Genomic DNA, 15,340 nt, shown 5'->3' with positions numbered 1-15,340 from the left:
TGCGACACGAACCGTCGAGGGCGAGCCGCGTTCCGGTTTGGCGTTCCCTCGTCCGCCCGGCTGATCTACGAGGCAGGAATGCGTTGGAAACTCTCATGATCCGCCTTGCCGTGTTCGATTGCGACGGCACGCTCGTCGACAGCCAGGCGAACATCTGCGTCGCGTGCGAGCGCGCGTTCGAGAAGGCCGGGCTCGCCCCGCCGCCGCGTGGCGAAATCCGCCGGATCGTCGGGCTCAGTCTCGTCGAGGCGATGCAGGTGCTGCTGCCACAGGCCGACGAGGCGCTGCATCGTTCGCTCGCGGCCGACTACAAGGCCGCGTTCCATGCGATGCGCGCGAGCGGCGAACTCGCCGACGAGCCCCTGTTCGACGGGATCGCCGACGTGCTGCAGATGCTTGCCGACGATGGCTGGGTGCTCGGCGTCGCGACGGGCAAGTCGGACCGCGGGCTCGCGCACATCCTCGCCGCGCACGGGATCACCGACCGGTTCGTGACGTTGCAGACCGCCGACCGCCATCCGTCGAAACCTGATCCGGCGATGCTGTTCGCGGCGATCGCCGAAGCGGGTGCGACCGCGGCGACGACCGCGATGATCGGCGATACGAGCTTCGACATGGCGATGGCGCGCGCGGCGCGGGTGCGCGCGGTCGGCGTCGCCTGGGGCTATCACGCGGTCCACGAATTGTCGGATGCGGGGGCGGACGTCGTCGCGACCGCGGTATCGCAGCTGCTGCACATGGTCGCGGATTCGAGGACGGGGCCATGACCGACGGCGAAAAGCTGGCGCAGCGGCGCTGGTTCGTGCTGGTGGTCGTGCGGCTGGCGGGGGTCGCGGGGGCGTTGCTCGGCCTCATCCTGATCGCGCGCGCGCATGACATGGGACCGAAGATCCTCGGGACGGCGATCGTGCTGTCGGCGATGGCGATGATCGCGACCGTGCCGCGCAGCCTGGCGCATCGCTGGCGGAGTCCACCCCAATGAAGCGGTTCTGGAAAGACGTTGCGATCGATGCGGATCGCGTGGTGACGCTTGACGGCAAGCCGGTGCGGACGCCCGGGCGGCGGCCGCTGGCGTTGCCGACCGCGGCGCTGGCGGAGGCGGTCGCGGAGGAATGGCGTGCCGTCGGCGAGACGATCGATCCGCGGACGATGCCGCTGACCGGCCTTGCCAATGCGGCGACCGATCCGATCGCGAACGACCCGACGCAGTTTGCCGCGCGGCTGGCGGCGTATGGCGAGAGCGACCTGCTCTGTTACCGCGCCGAGGGGCCGGCGTTACTCGTCGAGCGGCAGGCGGCGGCGTGGGATCCACTGCTCGACTGGGCGCGCGGCCGGTATGACGTGACGTTCGCGGTGACTGCGGGGGTGATGCACGTCGCGCAACCCGACGCGACGATTGCGCGGCTGCACGAGGCGGTCGCGGCGTATGACGATTTCCGGCTGGCGGGGCTGTCGCCGGTGGTGACACTGACGGGATCGCTGGTGATCGGGCTGGCGCTGATCGAGGGCCGGCTCGACGCAGACGCGGCCTGGACGGCGGCGGGGATCGACGAGGACTGGTCGATCGAGATGTGGGGCGAGGACTGGCAGGCGGCCGAGCTGCGCGAGCTCAAGCGCCAGGAATTCGCGCGCGGCGTGGCGTTCCTGGGGATGCTCTGACGTCTCGTCAGCTTGGACTCGATCCAGGATCCAGAGCCGCGGACGTCGAAGCTCTTGGCTCTGGATCCTGACTTTCGTCAGGATGACGGGGTTAGCGGGTCAGGCGGCGGATGAAGCCGATCAGGCCGGTCTGGCGCGAACGCTTGAGGCGTTCGGCGGCGAGGATCGTCTTCACGCCGCGAATGCAGCTGTCGACGTCGTCGTTGACCAGCACATAATCATAGCCGTCCCAGTGGCTGACCTCGTTCGCCGCACGCGACATGCGCGCGTCGATCACCTCGGTCGAATCGGTGCCGCGGCTGGTGAGGCGGCGGTGGAGTTCTTCCATCGAGGGCGGGAAGATGAAGACGCGGACGACGTCGCCGCCGGCGATCTGGAACAGCTGCTGCGCGCCCTGCCAGTCGATGTCGAACAGCACGTCCTTGCCGGCTGCCAGCATCTCCTCGACCTGCGCGCGCGGCGTGCCGTAGCGGTGGTTGAAGACGTGCGCCCATTCGAGGAACTCGTCCTTCGCGACCATGTCGCGAAAGCCCTCGAGATCGGTGAAATGATAATCCTTGCCGTCGACTTCGCCCGGCCGCATCCCGCGGGTCGTCACCGAGACCGACATCTCAAGCTCATGCTCGTCCGCGAGCAATCGGCGCGCGATCGTCGACTTGCCGGCGCCCGACGGCGAGGACAGGACGAACAGGACTCCGCGGCGACGAAAACCATGCGGGTCGGACGGAAGTGTGTGGGGCATGCGCGCCCTTGCCGCGGACTGCGCATGGGCGTCAACCCATGCGCGGCCCGCTTGTGTCATTCGGACGGCGGATCAGTAGCCCGACTTGCGCGCCTTGTTGCGGTCATACGCCTTCTTGGCCGCATAGCCGCCGCCGAGGATCATGCCGAGCGGCCCCATACGGCGCATCAGCCCCATCGCGACCACGCCCTTGACCGCGCCCGATGCGCCACCCGAACCGTCGCGACGGCCCATTTCGCGGCCAACCAATGCACTGATGATACGTCCGATCATGACTTAACCTCTCCGAAAACCTGGTCTTTGAGTTCCGCTGCACCGCGCAGCACCGCCCAGCCGATCGCATAGGTCACGGCCAGCGGCACGACGATCTTGAGTACGTTGGCGGTGATCGCACCGATGATCGCGCCGTCCGCATTGCCGTCATCGCCGCTGAGCGAGTCGATGCCTGCGCCGATCAGCGCGCCTATGGTCGTTGCGCCCACGTAATTTCTCCTTCGCGTGTGGCGGGTTAGCGCGCGACGGGCGTTTGGGTTCCCGGCTTCACCACCACCCGTCATCCTGACGAACGTCAGGACTCAGAGCTACGATCGTCTCGCTGAGTAATCCTGGATCCTGACTTTCGTCAGGATGACGGCGGTGGAGGACGTACACACCACCCGTCATCCTGGACTTGATCCAGGATCCAGAGTTACGACGCGCAACGCTTTTGGCTCTGGGTCCTGACTTTCGTCAGGATGACGGGGTGGGATGTTAGCGGCCGAGCATCGACTCGGGCCGGACGACCCGGTCGAACGTTTCCGCATCGACCAGCCCGAGCGCGAGGCCAGCCTCCTTGAGTGTCAGTCCTTCGACGTGCGCGTGCTTGGCGATCTTTGCCGCCGCGTCGTAACCGATCTCGGGGGCCAGTGCGGTGACGAGCATCAGCGAGCGGTCGAGCAGGTCGGCGATGCGGTCGCGATTGGGCTCGATCCCGTCGACGCAGCGTTCCGCAAAACCCTCCATCGCGGTCGCGAGCAGGTCGATCGAGCGCAGCACGTTCGCGCCGATCAGCGGCTTGAACACGTTCAGTTCGAGATGCCCCTGCATTCCGCCGACGGTGACCGCGACATGGTTGCCCATCACCTGGCCGGCGACCATGGTCAGCATCTCGCACTGCGTCGGGTTGACCTTGCCGGGCATGATCGAGCTGCCGGGCTCGTTCGCGGGCAGATCGATCTCGCCGAAGCCGCAGCGCGGGCCGCTGCCCAGCAGGCGGATGTCGTTGGCGATCTTGGTCAGCGCGACCGCGAGCGTGTTGAGTGTGCCCGACAGATGGACGAGCGGGTCGTTCGACGCGAGCGCCTCGAAGCTGTTCTCCGCGGGGATGAACGGATGGCCGGTCAGGTCGGAGACCGCCTTGCAGAAATCCTCCGCGAACCCCCTGGGCGCATTGAGCCCGGTGCCGACCGCGGTGCCGCCCTGCGCGAGCCGGTTGGTGCCGTTGGTGACGCCCGGCTCGATCCGGCGGCCGCAGCGATAGACCTGATTGGCATAGGCACCGAATTCCTGGCCGAGCGTGAGCGGCGTCGCGTCCTGCAGATGCGTGCGGCCGATCTTGACGATGTCGGTCCACGCATCCGCCTTGGCCTGCAGCGCGGTCTTCAGCCGGTCGAGCGCGGGGAAGAGCCGGCGCGTCGCGGCGAGCGAGGCGGCGATGTGGAGCGCGGTCGGGAAGCTGTCGTTCGACGACTGGCTCATGTTGACATGGTCGTTGGGGTGGACCGGCGACTTGCCGCCGCGCGTGCCGGTGAGCAGCTCGTTGGCGCGGCCGGCGATCACCTCGTTGACGTTCATGTTCGACTGCGTGCCGCTGCCGGTCTGCCAGATGACGAGCGGGAACTGGTCGTCGAGTCTGCCGTCGATGACTTCCTGCGCAGCGGCGTCGATTGCGTCGGCGATTGTGGCGTCGAGGCCGTGCGTGCGGTTCACGCGGGCGGCGGCCTGTTTGACGAGCGCGAGCGCGTGGACGATCTCGATCGGCATGCGTTCGCGGGTGCCGAACGGGAAGTTCTCGACCGATCGCTCGGTCTGCGCGCCCCAATAGGCGTAGGCGGGGACTTCGATCGGGCCGATCGAGTCGGTTTCTGTGCGGGTGGTCATGGGGAGAGAACCTTCCGGGGCTTGCGTGGGTCCCTCGCCCCTTCGGGGAGAGGGAGGGAGGAGCCGCAGGCGACGGAAGGGAGAGGGGCGTGAGGCTCGGGACGCGTGTCCCAACGCCCCCTCACCCTTCCCACCGCAAGCGCGGCGGGCCCCTTCCCTCTCCCCCGGGGGGAGAGGGAGAAACGGTCACTTCTTCCGCTTGAAATCCACCGCGACGACGTTCGAGCCGTCCTCGATCGGCACCGCGGTGGGGCCGTCATTCTCGGGTTCGTCATGCTCGCCGAGCGCCTCGTCGGCGCCCTCCTGCGCCTGGAAGCGCAGTTCGAAGCTGACCGCGGGATCCTGGAACGCGGTGATCGCCGAATAGGGGATCACCAGCTTCGACGGGACCTGGTTGAAGCTCAGCCCGATCGAGAAGCGCGTATCGTCGACGACGAGGTCCCAATAGCGGTTCTGCATCACGATCGTCATCTCGTCCGGGAAACGTTCGATCAGCCGCTTGGGGATTTCCACTCCCGGTGCCTGCGTCTTGAAGGTGATGTAGAAATGATGCTCGCCGGGAAGCCCGCCGGCCTCCGACACGGAGCCGAGCACGCGGCCGACCACGGCACGCAGGGCTTCTTGCACGATCTCGTCGTACGGAATCAGGCTATCGGGCAGTCCATCGCTCATTCCCTCTGGGTAGCGGTATTCGGATGCCGGTCAAGATTGCATGCGCCGTACGGTCCGTTATGGGAGTCGGAATGCGCACCGCCACGATTTCCCGCTCCACCGCCGAGACGGCGATCGACGTCACCATAAACCTCGACGGGACCGGCGTTTACGACGTCGAGACCGGCGTCGGTTTCTTCGATCACATGCTCGAACAGCTCTCGCGCCATTCGCTGATCGATCTCACCGTCCGCACCAAGGGTGACCTGCACATCGACGAGCACCACACCGTCGAGGATACCGGCATCGCGATCGGCCAGGCGTTCGCGCAGGCGCTCGGCGACAAGCGCGGCATCACGCGGTACGGCGATGCGCTCTCGCCGATGGACGAGACTCTCACGCGGGTGGCGCTCGATATTTCGGGACGGCCGTGGCTGGTGTGGAAGGACCTGTTTTCGCAGACGCGGCTCGGCACGATGGACACCGAGATGTTCGAGCATTTCTTCCACAGCTTCGCGCAGGCCGCCGGGATCACGCTGCACGTCGAGACGCTGTACGGCACCAACAATCATCACATCGCCGAGGCCGCGTTCAAGGGCGTCGCGCGCGCGCTGCGCACCGCGATCGAGATCGACCCGCGCAAGGCCGACGCGATTCCGTCGACCAAGGGGATGCTGTGACGCTCGCGCTGATCGATTACGGCGCGGGGAACCTGCATTCGGTCGAGAACGCGCTGCGCACCGCGGGCTGTAGCGACCTGATCGTCACGGCCGACGCCGATGTCGTCGCTAAGGCCGATCGGATCGTGCTGCCCGGCGTCGGCGCTTATGGCGCGTGCGCGGCGGCGTTGCGCGCGGTGCCGGGGATGGTCGAGGCGCTGAACCGGCGCGTGCGCGACGAGGGCGCGCCGTTCCTCGGCATCTGCGTCGGCATGCAGTTGATGGCCGAGGCAGGCGAAGAGATGGGGACGCATGCCGGGCTCGGCTGGGTCGCCGGGCGCGTGCGACGGCTCGAGCCGGGGACAATGGACGCGAAGGTGCCGCATATGGGCTGGAACGACGTGGTCCCGGCCACCGCGCATCCGCTGATCGCGCCGGGCGAGGCCTATTTCCTGCACAGCTTCGCGTTTGAAGGCGCCGACGTGCTTGCGACCACCGATCACGCCGGCCCCGTCACCGCGGCGATCGGGCGCGACACGATGATCGGTGTGCAATTTCATCCTGAGAAGAGCCAGCGCTACGGCCTGGCCTTGCTCGAACGTTTTCTGGAGTGGCGGCCGTGAGCCTTATCGTTTTCCCCGCGATCGACCTCAAGGCCGGGCAAGTCGTCCGCCTCGCCGAGGGCGATATGGACCGCGCGACCGTCTATGGCGACGATCCCGCCGCGCAGGCGATGCTGTTCGCCGAGGCGGGGGCCGAGCATCTGCACGTCGTCGATCTCGACGGCGCGTTTGCGGGTGCCTCGGTCAATGGCGACGCGGTGCGCGCGATTGTCGCGCAGTTTCCCGGGCATGTGCAGCTCGGCGGCGGCATCCGCACGCGTGCCAATGTCGAGGGCTGGTTCGACCTGGGCGTGTCGCGAGTCGTGATCGGCACCGCGGCGCTCGAGGATCCCGACTTCGTGCGCGGCGTGGCGAAGGATTTCCCCGGCGGCATCGTCGTCGCGGTCGACGCGAAGGACGGCATGGTCGCGACCAAGGGCTGGGCCGACGTCTCGACGACGAGCGCGGTCGATCTCGCGCGCCGGTTCGAGGACGCGGGCGTGGCGTCGCTGCTGTTCACCGATGTCGGCCGCGACGGGATGCTCAAGGGCTGCAACGTCGAGGCGACCGTCGACCTTGCGCGGTCGGTCGACATTCCGGTGATCGCTAGCGGCGGGGTGAAGGGGATCGCGGAGATCCATGTCCTCGCGCTGCATGTCCGTGACGGGGTCGAGGGCGTGATCACGGGCCGCGCTTTGTACGACGGCCGGCTCGATCTCGCGGCGGCCTTGAGCGTGGCGAAGGCCGCATGAGGGGGCACGCGGAGACGCGGAGCCGCGGAGAGTCTTTTGGCGCCGCAGGCAGATATGGGTTCACGCGAAGGCGCAAAGGCGCGAAGAGCGAGAAAGGCAGAGCAGGAAGTCGGCTTTCTCTTCGCGCCTTTGCGCCTTCGCGTGAATCACTCTTAGCGGCTCCGCCGCGTCTCCGCGTCTCCGCGTCTCCGCGTGACCATTTTCTTCGGGCAAGCGCATGACCGTCCGCGCGCGCGTGATCCCGTGTCTCGACGTCGCCGACGGCCGCGTCGTGAAGGGCGTGAACTTCGTCGAGCTGCGCGACGCGGGCGATCCGGTCGAGCAGGCGCGCGCCTATGACGCCGCCGGTGCGGACGAATTGTGCTTTCTCGACATCGGCGCGAGCCATGAGGGCCGCGGGACGATCCTCGACGTCGTGCGGCGGACCGCCGCGGTGTGCTTCATGCCGCTGACGGTCGGCGGCGGCGTGCGGACCGCGGACGATGCGCGCGCGTTGTTGCTCGCGGGTGCGGACAAGGTCGCGGTCAATTCCGCCGCGGTCGAGCGCCCCGAGCTCGTCGCCGACATCGCCGAACGCTTCGGCAGCCAGTGCTGCGTCGCGAGCGTCGACGCACGGCGCTCGGGTGAGGGTTGGGAAGTGTTCACGCATGGCGGCCGGCGCGCGACCGGGATCGATGCGATCGCGCATGCGGTGAGGCTCGCCGACCTCGGCGCGGGCGAATTGCTCGTCACCTCGATGGACCGCGACGGCACGCGCAGCGGCTATGACCTCGACCTGATCCGCGCGATCGCCGACCGCGTGGCGGTGCCCGTCGTGGCGAGCGGCGGGGTTGGCGGGCTCGACGATCTGGTCGCCGGGATCCGCGACGGCCATGCGAGTGCAGTGCTCGCCGCATCGATCTTCCATTTCGGCCAGGCGTCGATCGGCGACGCGCACGCCGCGCTCGCGGCTGCGGGGATCCCGGTGCGAACCCCGCTGCGGTCGGCCTGACCGGCATGGCGACGCTGCCGCTGGTCGCGGTGCAGTCGGGGCATAGCGGCGTGGTGCATCCGCGCACCGGCCCCGAGACGTCGGACATCGCGCTGTTCGCGGTCGCCGCGATCGGCGTCTGGCTGGTCCGCCGCGCGCTGCGCAAGCGGTTCCTGAAGCGCCCGCCGCGCGCAAAGGATTGACCCGCCCGCGCGCCTGCGTCAGCACGCGCGGCATGGCAGACCCCGTTTTCGACCGCCTGGAGGCGACCATCCGCGCGCGCCGCGATTCGCCCGCCGACACCTCCTACACCGCCAGCCTGTTCGCGCGTGGCCGCCCGAAGATCGCGCAGAAGCTCGGCGAGGAAGCGGTCGAGACGGTGATCGCCGCGTGCTCGGGCGACGAAGCGAGCATCGTCCCCGAGGCCGCCGACCTGATGTTCCATCTCGCGGTGCTGCTGGCGGACGCCGGGCTGAGCCTCGACGACGTGCGGGTCGAGCTGGAGCGGCGCGAAGGGGTCGGCGGGTTGGTCGAGAAGGCCGCGCGGACGGGGTGATCTGCTCCGTTCGTCCCGAGTAGGGATCGAGCGAAGCCGAGAGCCCGTATCGACGGACATGCCCCGGACGCCGTCCCTCGATACGCCGTCTCGACAGGCTCGACGGCTACTCGGGACGAACGGTATAGGCGGGGCCAGTGTGCCAAGGAGCAAGCCCCATGCCGATCGACGCCACCCAGCCCTATGACGACCAGAACATCTTCGCCAAGATCCTGCGCGGCGAGATCCCGTCGAACCGCGTCTATGAAGACGCGTTCGCGATCGCGTTCCACGACATCAACCCGCAGGCGCCGACGCATCTGCTGGTGATCCCCAAGGGTGCCTATGTCTCGTGGGACGATTTCTCCGCGCGTGCGGGCGATGCGGAGATCGCCGGGTTCATCCGCGCGGTCGGGACGGTCGCGCGCGCCGCGGGGCTGGTCGAGCCGGGCTATCGCCTGCTCGCCAATATCGGCCAGCACGGGCATCAGGAAGTACCGCATCTGCACGTTCATATCTTCGGCGGGCGTCCACTCGGCGCGATGCTGGCCGGATAGCGCGGCTTTCCGCCACTAAAGCATTGCACGTAATAAAATTGCCATTAGGCTTCCCGGCTTGAGCAAGGGGGCCAGTGGACCGGCCCTCGCAATCCCCGGGGGGAACCGAATTGATTTTTGGTCGCGTTAAGTCACTGGACGCCATCCTGGCGACGGCGGAGAAGAAGTCGCTCCACCGATCGCTGGGCGCGTTCCAGCTAACCATGCTCGGCATCGGTTGCGTGATCGGCACGGGTATCTTCGTGCTGACCTCCGCCGCCGCGCAGAAGGCCGGGCCGGGCATGATCCTGAGCTTCGTCGTCGCCGGCGCGGTCTGCGTCGTCGCCGCGCTCTGCTATGCCGAGATCGCGGCGATGGCCCCGGTCGCTGGCTCCGCCTATACCTATACCTATTCGGTCATGGGCGAACTCCTCGCCTGGACGGTCGGATGGGCGCTGATCCTCGAATATGCGGTGGCCGCGAGTGCCGTGTCGGTCGGCTGGTCCGGCTACTTCGCGGGCTCGATCTTGCACGAGACGTTCGGGATAACACTCCCGACCTGGCTGTCGCACGGGCCGTACATGCCCGGCGGGTTGATCAACCTGCCCGCGGTCGTCATCTCGCTGCTGATCACCTGGCTGCTGATGATCGGCACGACCGAGAGCGCGCGCGTCAATGCGGTGCTGGTGACGATCAAGGTCGTCGCGCTGACCGCCTTCGTCGCGCTGACGCTCCCCAAGACGCAGGGCGCCAATTTCGAGCCGTTCCTCCCCACCGGCATCCTCGGCAGCAACGGGCTGGGCGTGGTCGGCGCGGCGGCGACGATCTTCTTCGCCTATGTCGGCTTCGACGCGGTCTCGACCGCGGCCGAGGAAACCAAGGATCCGCAGCGCAACGTGCCGATCGGGCTGATCGCCTCGCTCGGCATCTGCACCGTGTTCTACATGCTGGTCGCAGCGGGTGCGATCGGCACGATCGGCGGACAGCCGCTGTTCGGCGCCGACGGCGTGCCGTTCACCACCGGGTCGGCCGAACTCGCGCGCGCCTGCCTGATCCCCGCCAATGCGCAGGCGCTGGTCTGCTCGAACGAGGCGCTGGCGCATGTCCTGCGTCAGGTCGGCTATGCCAATGTCGGCAACTGGATGGGCTATGCCGCCGGTCTCGCGCTGCCGTCGGTCATCCTGATCCTGATGTTCGGTCAGACGCGCATCTTCTTCGTGATGAGCCGCGACGGCCTGCTACCCGAAGTGCTCAGCCGCGTGCATCCCAAGTGGAAGACGCCGCATATCGTCACCGCGATCACCGGCGTGTTCGTCGCGTTCGCCGCCGCGTTTCTTCCGGTCGGGCAGCTCGCGGACATCGCCAATGCGGGCACGCTCTACGCGTTCATGATGGTCGCGATCGCACTGCTGATCCTGCGCAAGCGCGAGCCGAACCGGCATCGTCCGTTCCGCACGCCGGCGGCCTGGATCGTCGCGCCGCTGACGATCGTCGGCTGCATCGGGCTGTACTTCTCGCTTCCCTATGAGGCGATGGCGGTGCTGCCGATCTGGGGCGCAGTCGGCCTCGTGATCTATTTCTGCTATGGCTACCGCAAGAGCTATCTCGGTCGCGGCATGGCCGATGGCGGCGAGCCGATCGACATGGCGCCCCCGGGCAGCCACTGAGACGGGACGCAAAAAAGGGCCGCGGGAGGAAACTCCCGCGGCCCTTTTTTTGTGCGTGGCCCGCTGTCAGATGGCAGCACCCTGATCCTCCCCCGCCAGGGGGAGGTGGCCGGCACTTGCCGGTCGGAGGGGGAGGATACGGAACTTGAGGGATCGCCTGCCGCCCCCTCCGTCGCCTTCGGCGCCACCTCCCCCTTGCGGGGGAGGATTCGTGCAGCCGTTCCTTAGCCGATATGCTTGGCGGCCAGCGCCTTCAGGTCGACCATCGGGCGGGCGCCGACGTGGCTGATGATCTCGGCCGCGCAGACCGCGCCGAGCTTGAGCGACGCATGCAGGTCATGGCCCTGCGCCTGGCCGTGGAGGAAGCCCGCCGCGAACAGGTCGCCCGCGCCGGTCGTGTCGACGACCTTGGCGATCGGCTCGGCCGTCACTTCGGCGCGCGTGCCGTTCTGGATCGCGCACGCGCCATGCTCGCCGCGCGTGACGACCAGCGTCGGGACCTGCGCCGAGATCTTCGCGACCGCCGCGTCGAAATCCTCGGTCTCGGCGAGAGCCGCGAGCTCGCTCTCATTGGCAAACAGGATGTCGATCAGCCCGTCGCTGAGCAATGTGCGGAAATCGCCGCCGTGGCGCGAGATGCAGAACACGTCGCTGAGCGTGAAGGCGACCTTGCGGCCGGCGCCGCGTGCGCAGTCGATCGCGGCGCGCATCGCGGCGCGCGGCTCTTCGGGATCCCAGAGATAGCCCTCGAGATACAGGATCGCGCTGTCGGCGATCATCGCGGTGTCGATCGCCGCGGCGGGCAGATACTGGCCCGCGCCGAGGAAGGTGTTCATCGTCCGCTGGCCATCGGGCGTCACGAAGATCAGGCAGCGGCCGGTGGTCGGGTCGCCCGCGCGGACCGGGGTCGCGAACTCGATGCCGATGCTGCGCACGTCATGCGCGAAGACCTGGCCGAGCTGGTCGTCGGCGACCTGGCCGATGAACCCGCACTTGCCGCCGAGCGCGGCGACGCCGGCGACGGTGTTCGCGGCCGACCCGCCCGAAACCTCGAGCCCGGGGCCCATCTTGGCGTAGAGCGCATCGGCCTCTTCCGACGAGAACATCAGCTGCATCGACCCCTTGGCGACACCGATCTCGGCGATGAACGCGTCGTCGGCGGTGCTGAGGATGTCGACGATGGCATTGCCGATCGCGACGACGTCATAGGTAGGCGTGCTCAAGATACAGTCTCCGGACCGAACGGGAAAACGTCGCCGTAAATCGCGCCGGACATGCGTGCAACCTTGGCGCCACGCCGACCATCGCTGGCGGGCATTGCGGGCGCGCTCCCGGATCGGGCGCCGGGTGCGCCCCGGTCAGCGCAGATAGTTGACGAGGCTGAGGCTGGAGACCTGGCCGAACACCGCATAGCTCGCCTCGAGCATCGTCTTCTGCTGCGTCAGCGCCATCGAGATTTCGCCGTAATCGGCATCCTCGTTGTCGGACACAAGTTTCTGGAGCAGCGCGGCGCGGTCGTCGGCGCGCGATGCGAGCGTCGCCATCTGCGTTTGGCGCAATCCGTTCGAGGCATTCAGCCCGCGCACCTGCGGCAGCGCGGCGTCGATCTGCCCGATCGCGCTGTTCAGTGCGTCGCGCTGCGCCCCGGTCGGCGTGTCGCCGATCGGGCCCGCCGCGGCGAGCGTCTGGAACGCGGCGAGCAGACCGCTGCCGAGATCGCGCGCGGTGATCCCGTAGGTGAGCGTCGCACCGCCGCCGACCGGCGCGGCCGCGCGGACATCGTCATTGCCGAACGCCGATTCCGGGGTGACGCCGATCGTATCGGCGAGCGTCGCAGGCTTGAACGGGACCTCGTCACCCTGCGCCCCGCCGAACAGCGGCTCGAACCCATCGGTCGCGTTCAGCGCGCTGCGGATCTGCGAGAAGGCGCTGTCGATCGCCCCGGGCAACGTCGCGGTCGAGCCGGTGCCGACCGCGGCCATCAGCTGCGTCTTGAGATCGCTCGCCACCGTATCGATCGCGGTGATGTTCACCTCGTACAGCGACAGCGTGGTGCCGAGGCGGCTGGTCGCGGCACTCTGCGCCGCCTGGGTGGCGAGCGCGGTGCGCGCCGACAGCGTCCGGACCGCCGCGCCGCCAAGCGCCGCGAGGTCCTTCGCCTTCTTGCCGCTGTTCAGCTGCAGCTGCGTATCGGCAAGGCGCCGCTGCGCCTGCTGGACCGCCCCCGACAGGGTCCGCTGCAGCGGGATCGTGGCTATGCGCGTCATCGGTCGTCGTCCTTGGTCTAGCGGATCATCTCGAGCAGGGTGTCATACATCGCGCTCGCGGTCGTCATCACGCGCGCCGCGGCGGCATAGCTGTTCTGCAGCACGACCATCTGGCCGAGCTCCTCGTCGATATTGACCCCCGACACGGTATCGCGCCGGTTGATCGCGTCGTCGCGCCGCGCGGTCATCTGGTCGGCGCGGTCGGCGGCACGCGCGGCGGCCGATCCGGCATCGCCCAGCACGACGGCCGAAAAGCGCGTGATCGTCATCGCGCCCGCATCGCCGAGATCGACCGCGGCTGCGAGTGCATCGACCATCGCGGTCGCGCCGCGGCGATCGCTCGGTCCCAGCGCCTTCTGCCCGATCGCGGTGGGCTCGAGCCGGGCGAGCGGCAACCGCGCGGGGTTGGCCATGATGTCCCGGCGCACGCCTGCCCCGGCCAGCGCTGCGCCCGTGCCCGATCCCGTGCTTGCCCCCGCGCCCACACTGCCGAGGCCGACGATCGACGAGAAGGACCGTCCGGTCCCGGCGCGGTCGGTATTGTCCGACGCCACCGACAGCGTCGCACCCGCCGCGGTCGTGCTGGCGGCGAACCGCAGCCGGCCGAGATCGTCGAGCGTGAACCGTCCATAATGGCCAAGCGGGCCTGCGTTGAGATCGGTGACGAGATCGCCATAGGTCGGCCCCGCCGCGTCGGTCAGGCTGTACCGCACCACGATCCGCCCGGCCGCATCGCGCAACGCGAGATCGACCGACTCGCCCGCGGCGAAGCCATGCGTATCCGCACTGGTGAATCCCGACGGCGTCAGCGTGGCCGCGTCGCTGCGGACGAGGTCGTTGAGCCCGAAATACTGCGACAGCCCCACGCCGCCGCGCGCGCTGGGTCTTGCAGGATCCTGCGCCACCGCGATGCCGGTCCCCGGCGCGGTCGCGTCGATCGTCAGGACGCCGCGGGCAAAGCGCGCGGTCGCCGCGCCGCCCAGCCCGGCATTGATCGCGGCGACCGCGTCGTCGAGCGTCGCGCCCGCGCCGAGCGCGTCGAAATCGAGCGTCGTGCTCGCAAGCATCGTCCCGTCCGCGCGCGTGACCGCGACCAGCGCGGCGCCGGTGAAGCCCGCACGATCGCTGCCCGACAGCGCGGTCGCGCGGCCCGCAAGCGACGCGAGTGCGGGCACCGCGGTGCCGCTGTTCGCGGCGGCGTTGACGGTCTGCGCCAGCCCGGCGAACAGCGTGTCGATCCTGCCGCTGAACGCGGGCAGCTGCCGGTCGCGCAGATCGAGCAGCCCGCCGAGCTTGCCGCCCGTCGCGGGCGTGTCGAGCGTCGTCCCGGTCGTCGCGCCGATCGTCCCGTCATGATCCGCGAACCGCAGCTCGATTCCCGGATAGTGCGGCTGCGCGATTCCCGTGCCGCTCGTCGGATAGGATAATTGCCGCAGCCGCTGGTCGAGCAGCGGCAACCCGGTTGCCGTTTCGATCGTGACGCGCCCGTTTGCCTGTTCGCGCGCGGTGATGCCGATCAGCCCGCTCAGTTCCTCGAGTGCGCTCGTACGCTGGTCGGCCGGCCCCGCCGAGCTTCGCCCGAGCCCCTGCAGCCGCGAGACGGAGGCGTTGAGCGTGTCGATCGATTGCAGCAGCAGGTTGATCCGGCCGACCGTGTCGCCGACCTCGCCCTCGATATCGCCGCGCAGCTGGTCGACGTCGCTACCGAGCTGCCGCATCGATCCGATCGCGTCCTCGACCGCGCCGACAAAGGGTCCGGCGATCGCCGCGCCCCCGCTTGCGCCCGTCATCGCGATCGCCGACGTGGTGATCGCGTCGAGCCGCGCGGGCAGCGCCGTCTCCGATCCGGTCGCGCCGAGCAGCGCCTGCAGCCGGTCGAGATAGCCCGCCTCGACCGCCGCGCGCCCGGCATCCCCGCCGCGCGTGTAGACCGTCGCCTCGAGGAACTTGTCGGCGACGCGGCCGGGCTCGCCGACGACCACGCCGCTGACCCGGCCGGACGTGATCCCGGTCTGCAACGCGACGGTCTCGCGCGCATACCCCGGCGTGTTCACGTTCGCGATGTTGTTCGAGACGGTGCGGATGCCCGCCTGCGACGCGCCCAGCCCGGACAGCGCCGACGACAGGATCTCGCTCAGCGACACGACGCCCTCCCCTTATC

Annotated in this window: 19 protein-coding genes; 11 read left to right on the top strand and 8 right to left on the bottom strand. The window is 68.7% G+C overall.

Annotated elements, in window-relative coordinates:
- Positions 1 to 95 precede the first annotated feature (95 nt).
- From ASE72_RS08980 to ASE72_RS08970, 3 genes are read left to right on the top strand one after another with little or no spacing between them, the layout of a single operon-like run.
- Complete coding sequence (locus ASE72_RS08980; protein WP_056019866.1) at positions 96 to 767, top strand: HAD-IA family hydrolase; 672 nt, start codon at positions 96 to 98, stop codon at positions 765 to 767.
- Positions 764 to 982 carry a hypothetical protein gene (locus ASE72_RS08975; protein ID WP_056019863.1) on the top strand — a complete coding sequence of 73 codons (219 nt, stop codon included), beginning with the start codon at positions 764 to 766 and terminating at the stop codon, positions 980 to 982. The genes ASE72_RS08980 and ASE72_RS08975 overlap by 4 nt, the downstream gene beginning before the upstream one ends.
- On the top strand, positions 979 to 1,659 hold the full coding sequence (locus ASE72_RS08970; protein ID WP_056019860.1) for an ATP12 family chaperone protein: 681 nt from the start codon (positions 979 to 981) through the stop codon (positions 1,657 to 1,659). The genes ASE72_RS08975 and ASE72_RS08970 overlap by 4 nt, the downstream gene beginning before the upstream one ends.
- A gap of 91 nt (positions 1,660 to 1,750) precedes the next feature.
- On the opposite strand, the gene gmk is transcribed toward ASE72_RS08970, so the two are convergent.
- The 5 genes from gmk to ASE72_RS08945 all read right to left on the bottom strand — a co-directional run bounded on the left by gmk (position 1,751) and on the right by ASE72_RS08945 (position 5,212).
- Positions 1,751 to 2,401, bottom strand: a complete 651-nt coding sequence (gmk, locus tag ASE72_RS08965) for a guanylate kinase (RefSeq protein ID WP_056019857.1) — start codon at positions 2,399 to 2,401, stop codon at positions 1,751 to 1,753.
- Positions 2,402 to 2,473: 72 nt separating this feature from the next.
- A complete protein-coding gene (locus ASE72_RS08960) occupies positions 2,474 to 2,674 on the bottom strand; it encodes a hypothetical protein (RefSeq protein WP_056019853.1) in 201 nt (66 codons plus the stop codon).
- The gene (locus ASE72_RS08955; protein ID WP_056019850.1) at positions 2,671 to 2,883 is read right to left on the bottom strand and encodes a hypothetical protein; all 213 of its coding nucleotides are present in this window, start codon (positions 2,881 to 2,883) and stop codon (positions 2,671 to 2,673) included. Before ASE72_RS08955 ends, ASE72_RS08960 begins: the two co-directional genes overlap by 4 nt.
- A gap of 268 nt (positions 2,884 to 3,151) precedes the next feature.
- Positions 3,152 to 4,540 (bottom strand): class II fumarate hydratase, encoded by a 1,389-nt coding sequence (fumC, locus tag ASE72_RS08950; RefSeq protein ID WP_056019847.1) that lies wholly within the window; start codon positions 4,538 to 4,540, stop codon positions 3,152 to 3,154.
- Positions 4,541 to 4,726: 186 nt separating this feature from the next.
- A complete protein-coding gene (locus tag ASE72_RS08945; RefSeq protein ID WP_056019844.1) occupies positions 4,727 to 5,212 on the bottom strand; it encodes an SspB family protein in 486 nt (161 codons plus the stop codon).
- A 71-nt stretch (positions 5,213 to 5,283) separates the two neighbouring features.
- On the opposite strand from ASE72_RS08945, the gene hisB reads away from it, so the two are divergent.
- From hisB to ASE72_RS08910, 8 genes are all read left to right on the top strand, one after another.
- Positions 5,284 to 5,871 carry an imidazoleglycerol-phosphate dehydratase HisB gene (hisB, locus tag ASE72_RS08940; RefSeq protein WP_056019841.1) on the top strand — a complete coding sequence of 196 codons (588 nt, stop codon included), beginning with the start codon at positions 5,284 to 5,286 and terminating at the stop codon, positions 5,869 to 5,871.
- On the top strand, positions 5,868 to 6,473 hold the full coding sequence (hisH, locus tag ASE72_RS08935) for an imidazole glycerol phosphate synthase subunit HisH (protein ID WP_056019838.1): 606 nt from the start codon (positions 5,868 to 5,870) through the stop codon (positions 6,471 to 6,473). Before hisB ends, hisH begins: the two co-directional genes overlap by 4 nt.
- The gene (hisA, locus tag ASE72_RS08930) at positions 6,470 to 7,204 is read left to right on the top strand and encodes a 1-(5-phosphoribosyl)-5-[(5-phosphoribosylamino)methylideneamino]imidazole-4-carboxamide isomerase (RefSeq protein WP_056022021.1); all 735 of its coding nucleotides are present in this window, start codon (positions 6,470 to 6,472) and stop codon (positions 7,202 to 7,204) included. The genes hisH and hisA overlap by 4 nt, the downstream gene beginning before the upstream one ends.
- Before the next feature lie 217 nt (positions 7,205 to 7,421).
- The gene (hisF, locus tag ASE72_RS08925) at positions 7,422 to 8,195 is read left to right on the top strand and encodes an imidazole glycerol phosphate synthase subunit HisF (RefSeq protein ID WP_056019835.1); all 774 of its coding nucleotides are present in this window, start codon (positions 7,422 to 7,424) and stop codon (positions 8,193 to 8,195) included.
- A gap of 5 nt (positions 8,196 to 8,200) precedes the next feature.
- Complete coding sequence (locus tag ASE72_RS20655; protein ID WP_183936834.1) at positions 8,201 to 8,377, top strand: hypothetical protein; 177 nt, start codon at positions 8,201 to 8,203, stop codon at positions 8,375 to 8,377.
- A gap of 32 nt (positions 8,378 to 8,409) precedes the next feature.
- Entirely contained in the window at positions 8,410 to 8,730 is a 321-nt protein-coding gene (locus ASE72_RS08920; RefSeq protein ID WP_056019832.1) for a phosphoribosyl-ATP diphosphatase, read from the top strand.
- 158 nt (positions 8,731 to 8,888) lie between these two features.
- The gene (locus tag ASE72_RS08915) at positions 8,889 to 9,266 is read left to right on the top strand and encodes a histidine triad nucleotide-binding protein (protein WP_056019829.1); all 378 of its coding nucleotides are present in this window, start codon (positions 8,889 to 8,891) and stop codon (positions 9,264 to 9,266) included.
- A 110-nt stretch (positions 9,267 to 9,376) separates the two neighbouring features.
- Entirely contained in the window at positions 9,377 to 10,912 is a 1,536-nt protein-coding gene (locus ASE72_RS08910) for an amino acid permease (protein ID WP_056019826.1), read from the top strand.
- 224 nt (positions 10,913 to 11,136) lie between these two features.
- On the opposite strand, the gene ASE72_RS08905 is transcribed toward ASE72_RS08910, so the two are convergent.
- From ASE72_RS08905 to ASE72_RS08895, 3 genes are all read right to left on the bottom strand, one after another.
- Positions 11,137 to 12,135 carry an adenosine kinase gene (locus ASE72_RS08905; RefSeq protein WP_056019823.1) on the bottom strand — a complete coding sequence of 333 codons (999 nt, stop codon included), beginning with the start codon at positions 12,133 to 12,135 and terminating at the stop codon, positions 11,137 to 11,139.
- A 135-nt stretch (positions 12,136 to 12,270) separates the two neighbouring features.
- Positions 12,271 to 13,179, bottom strand: a complete 909-nt coding sequence (locus ASE72_RS08900; RefSeq protein WP_056019820.1) for a flagellin — start codon at positions 13,177 to 13,179, stop codon at positions 12,271 to 12,273.
- Positions 13,180 to 13,196: 17 nt separating this feature from the next.
- The gene (locus tag ASE72_RS08895) at positions 13,197 to 15,323 is read right to left on the bottom strand and encodes a FlgK family flagellar hook-associated protein (RefSeq protein WP_056019817.1); all 2,127 of its coding nucleotides are present in this window, start codon (positions 15,321 to 15,323) and stop codon (positions 13,197 to 13,199) included.
- Between the last annotated feature and the right edge of the window lie 17 nt (positions 15,324 to 15,340).

It is taken from the genome of Sphingomonas sp. Leaf20, from assembly GCF_001421535.1.
GTDB lineage: Bacteria > Pseudomonadota > Alphaproteobacteria > Sphingomonadales > Sphingomonadaceae > Sphingomonas.
This window is presented reverse-complemented; position numbering and strand designations above follow the sequence as displayed.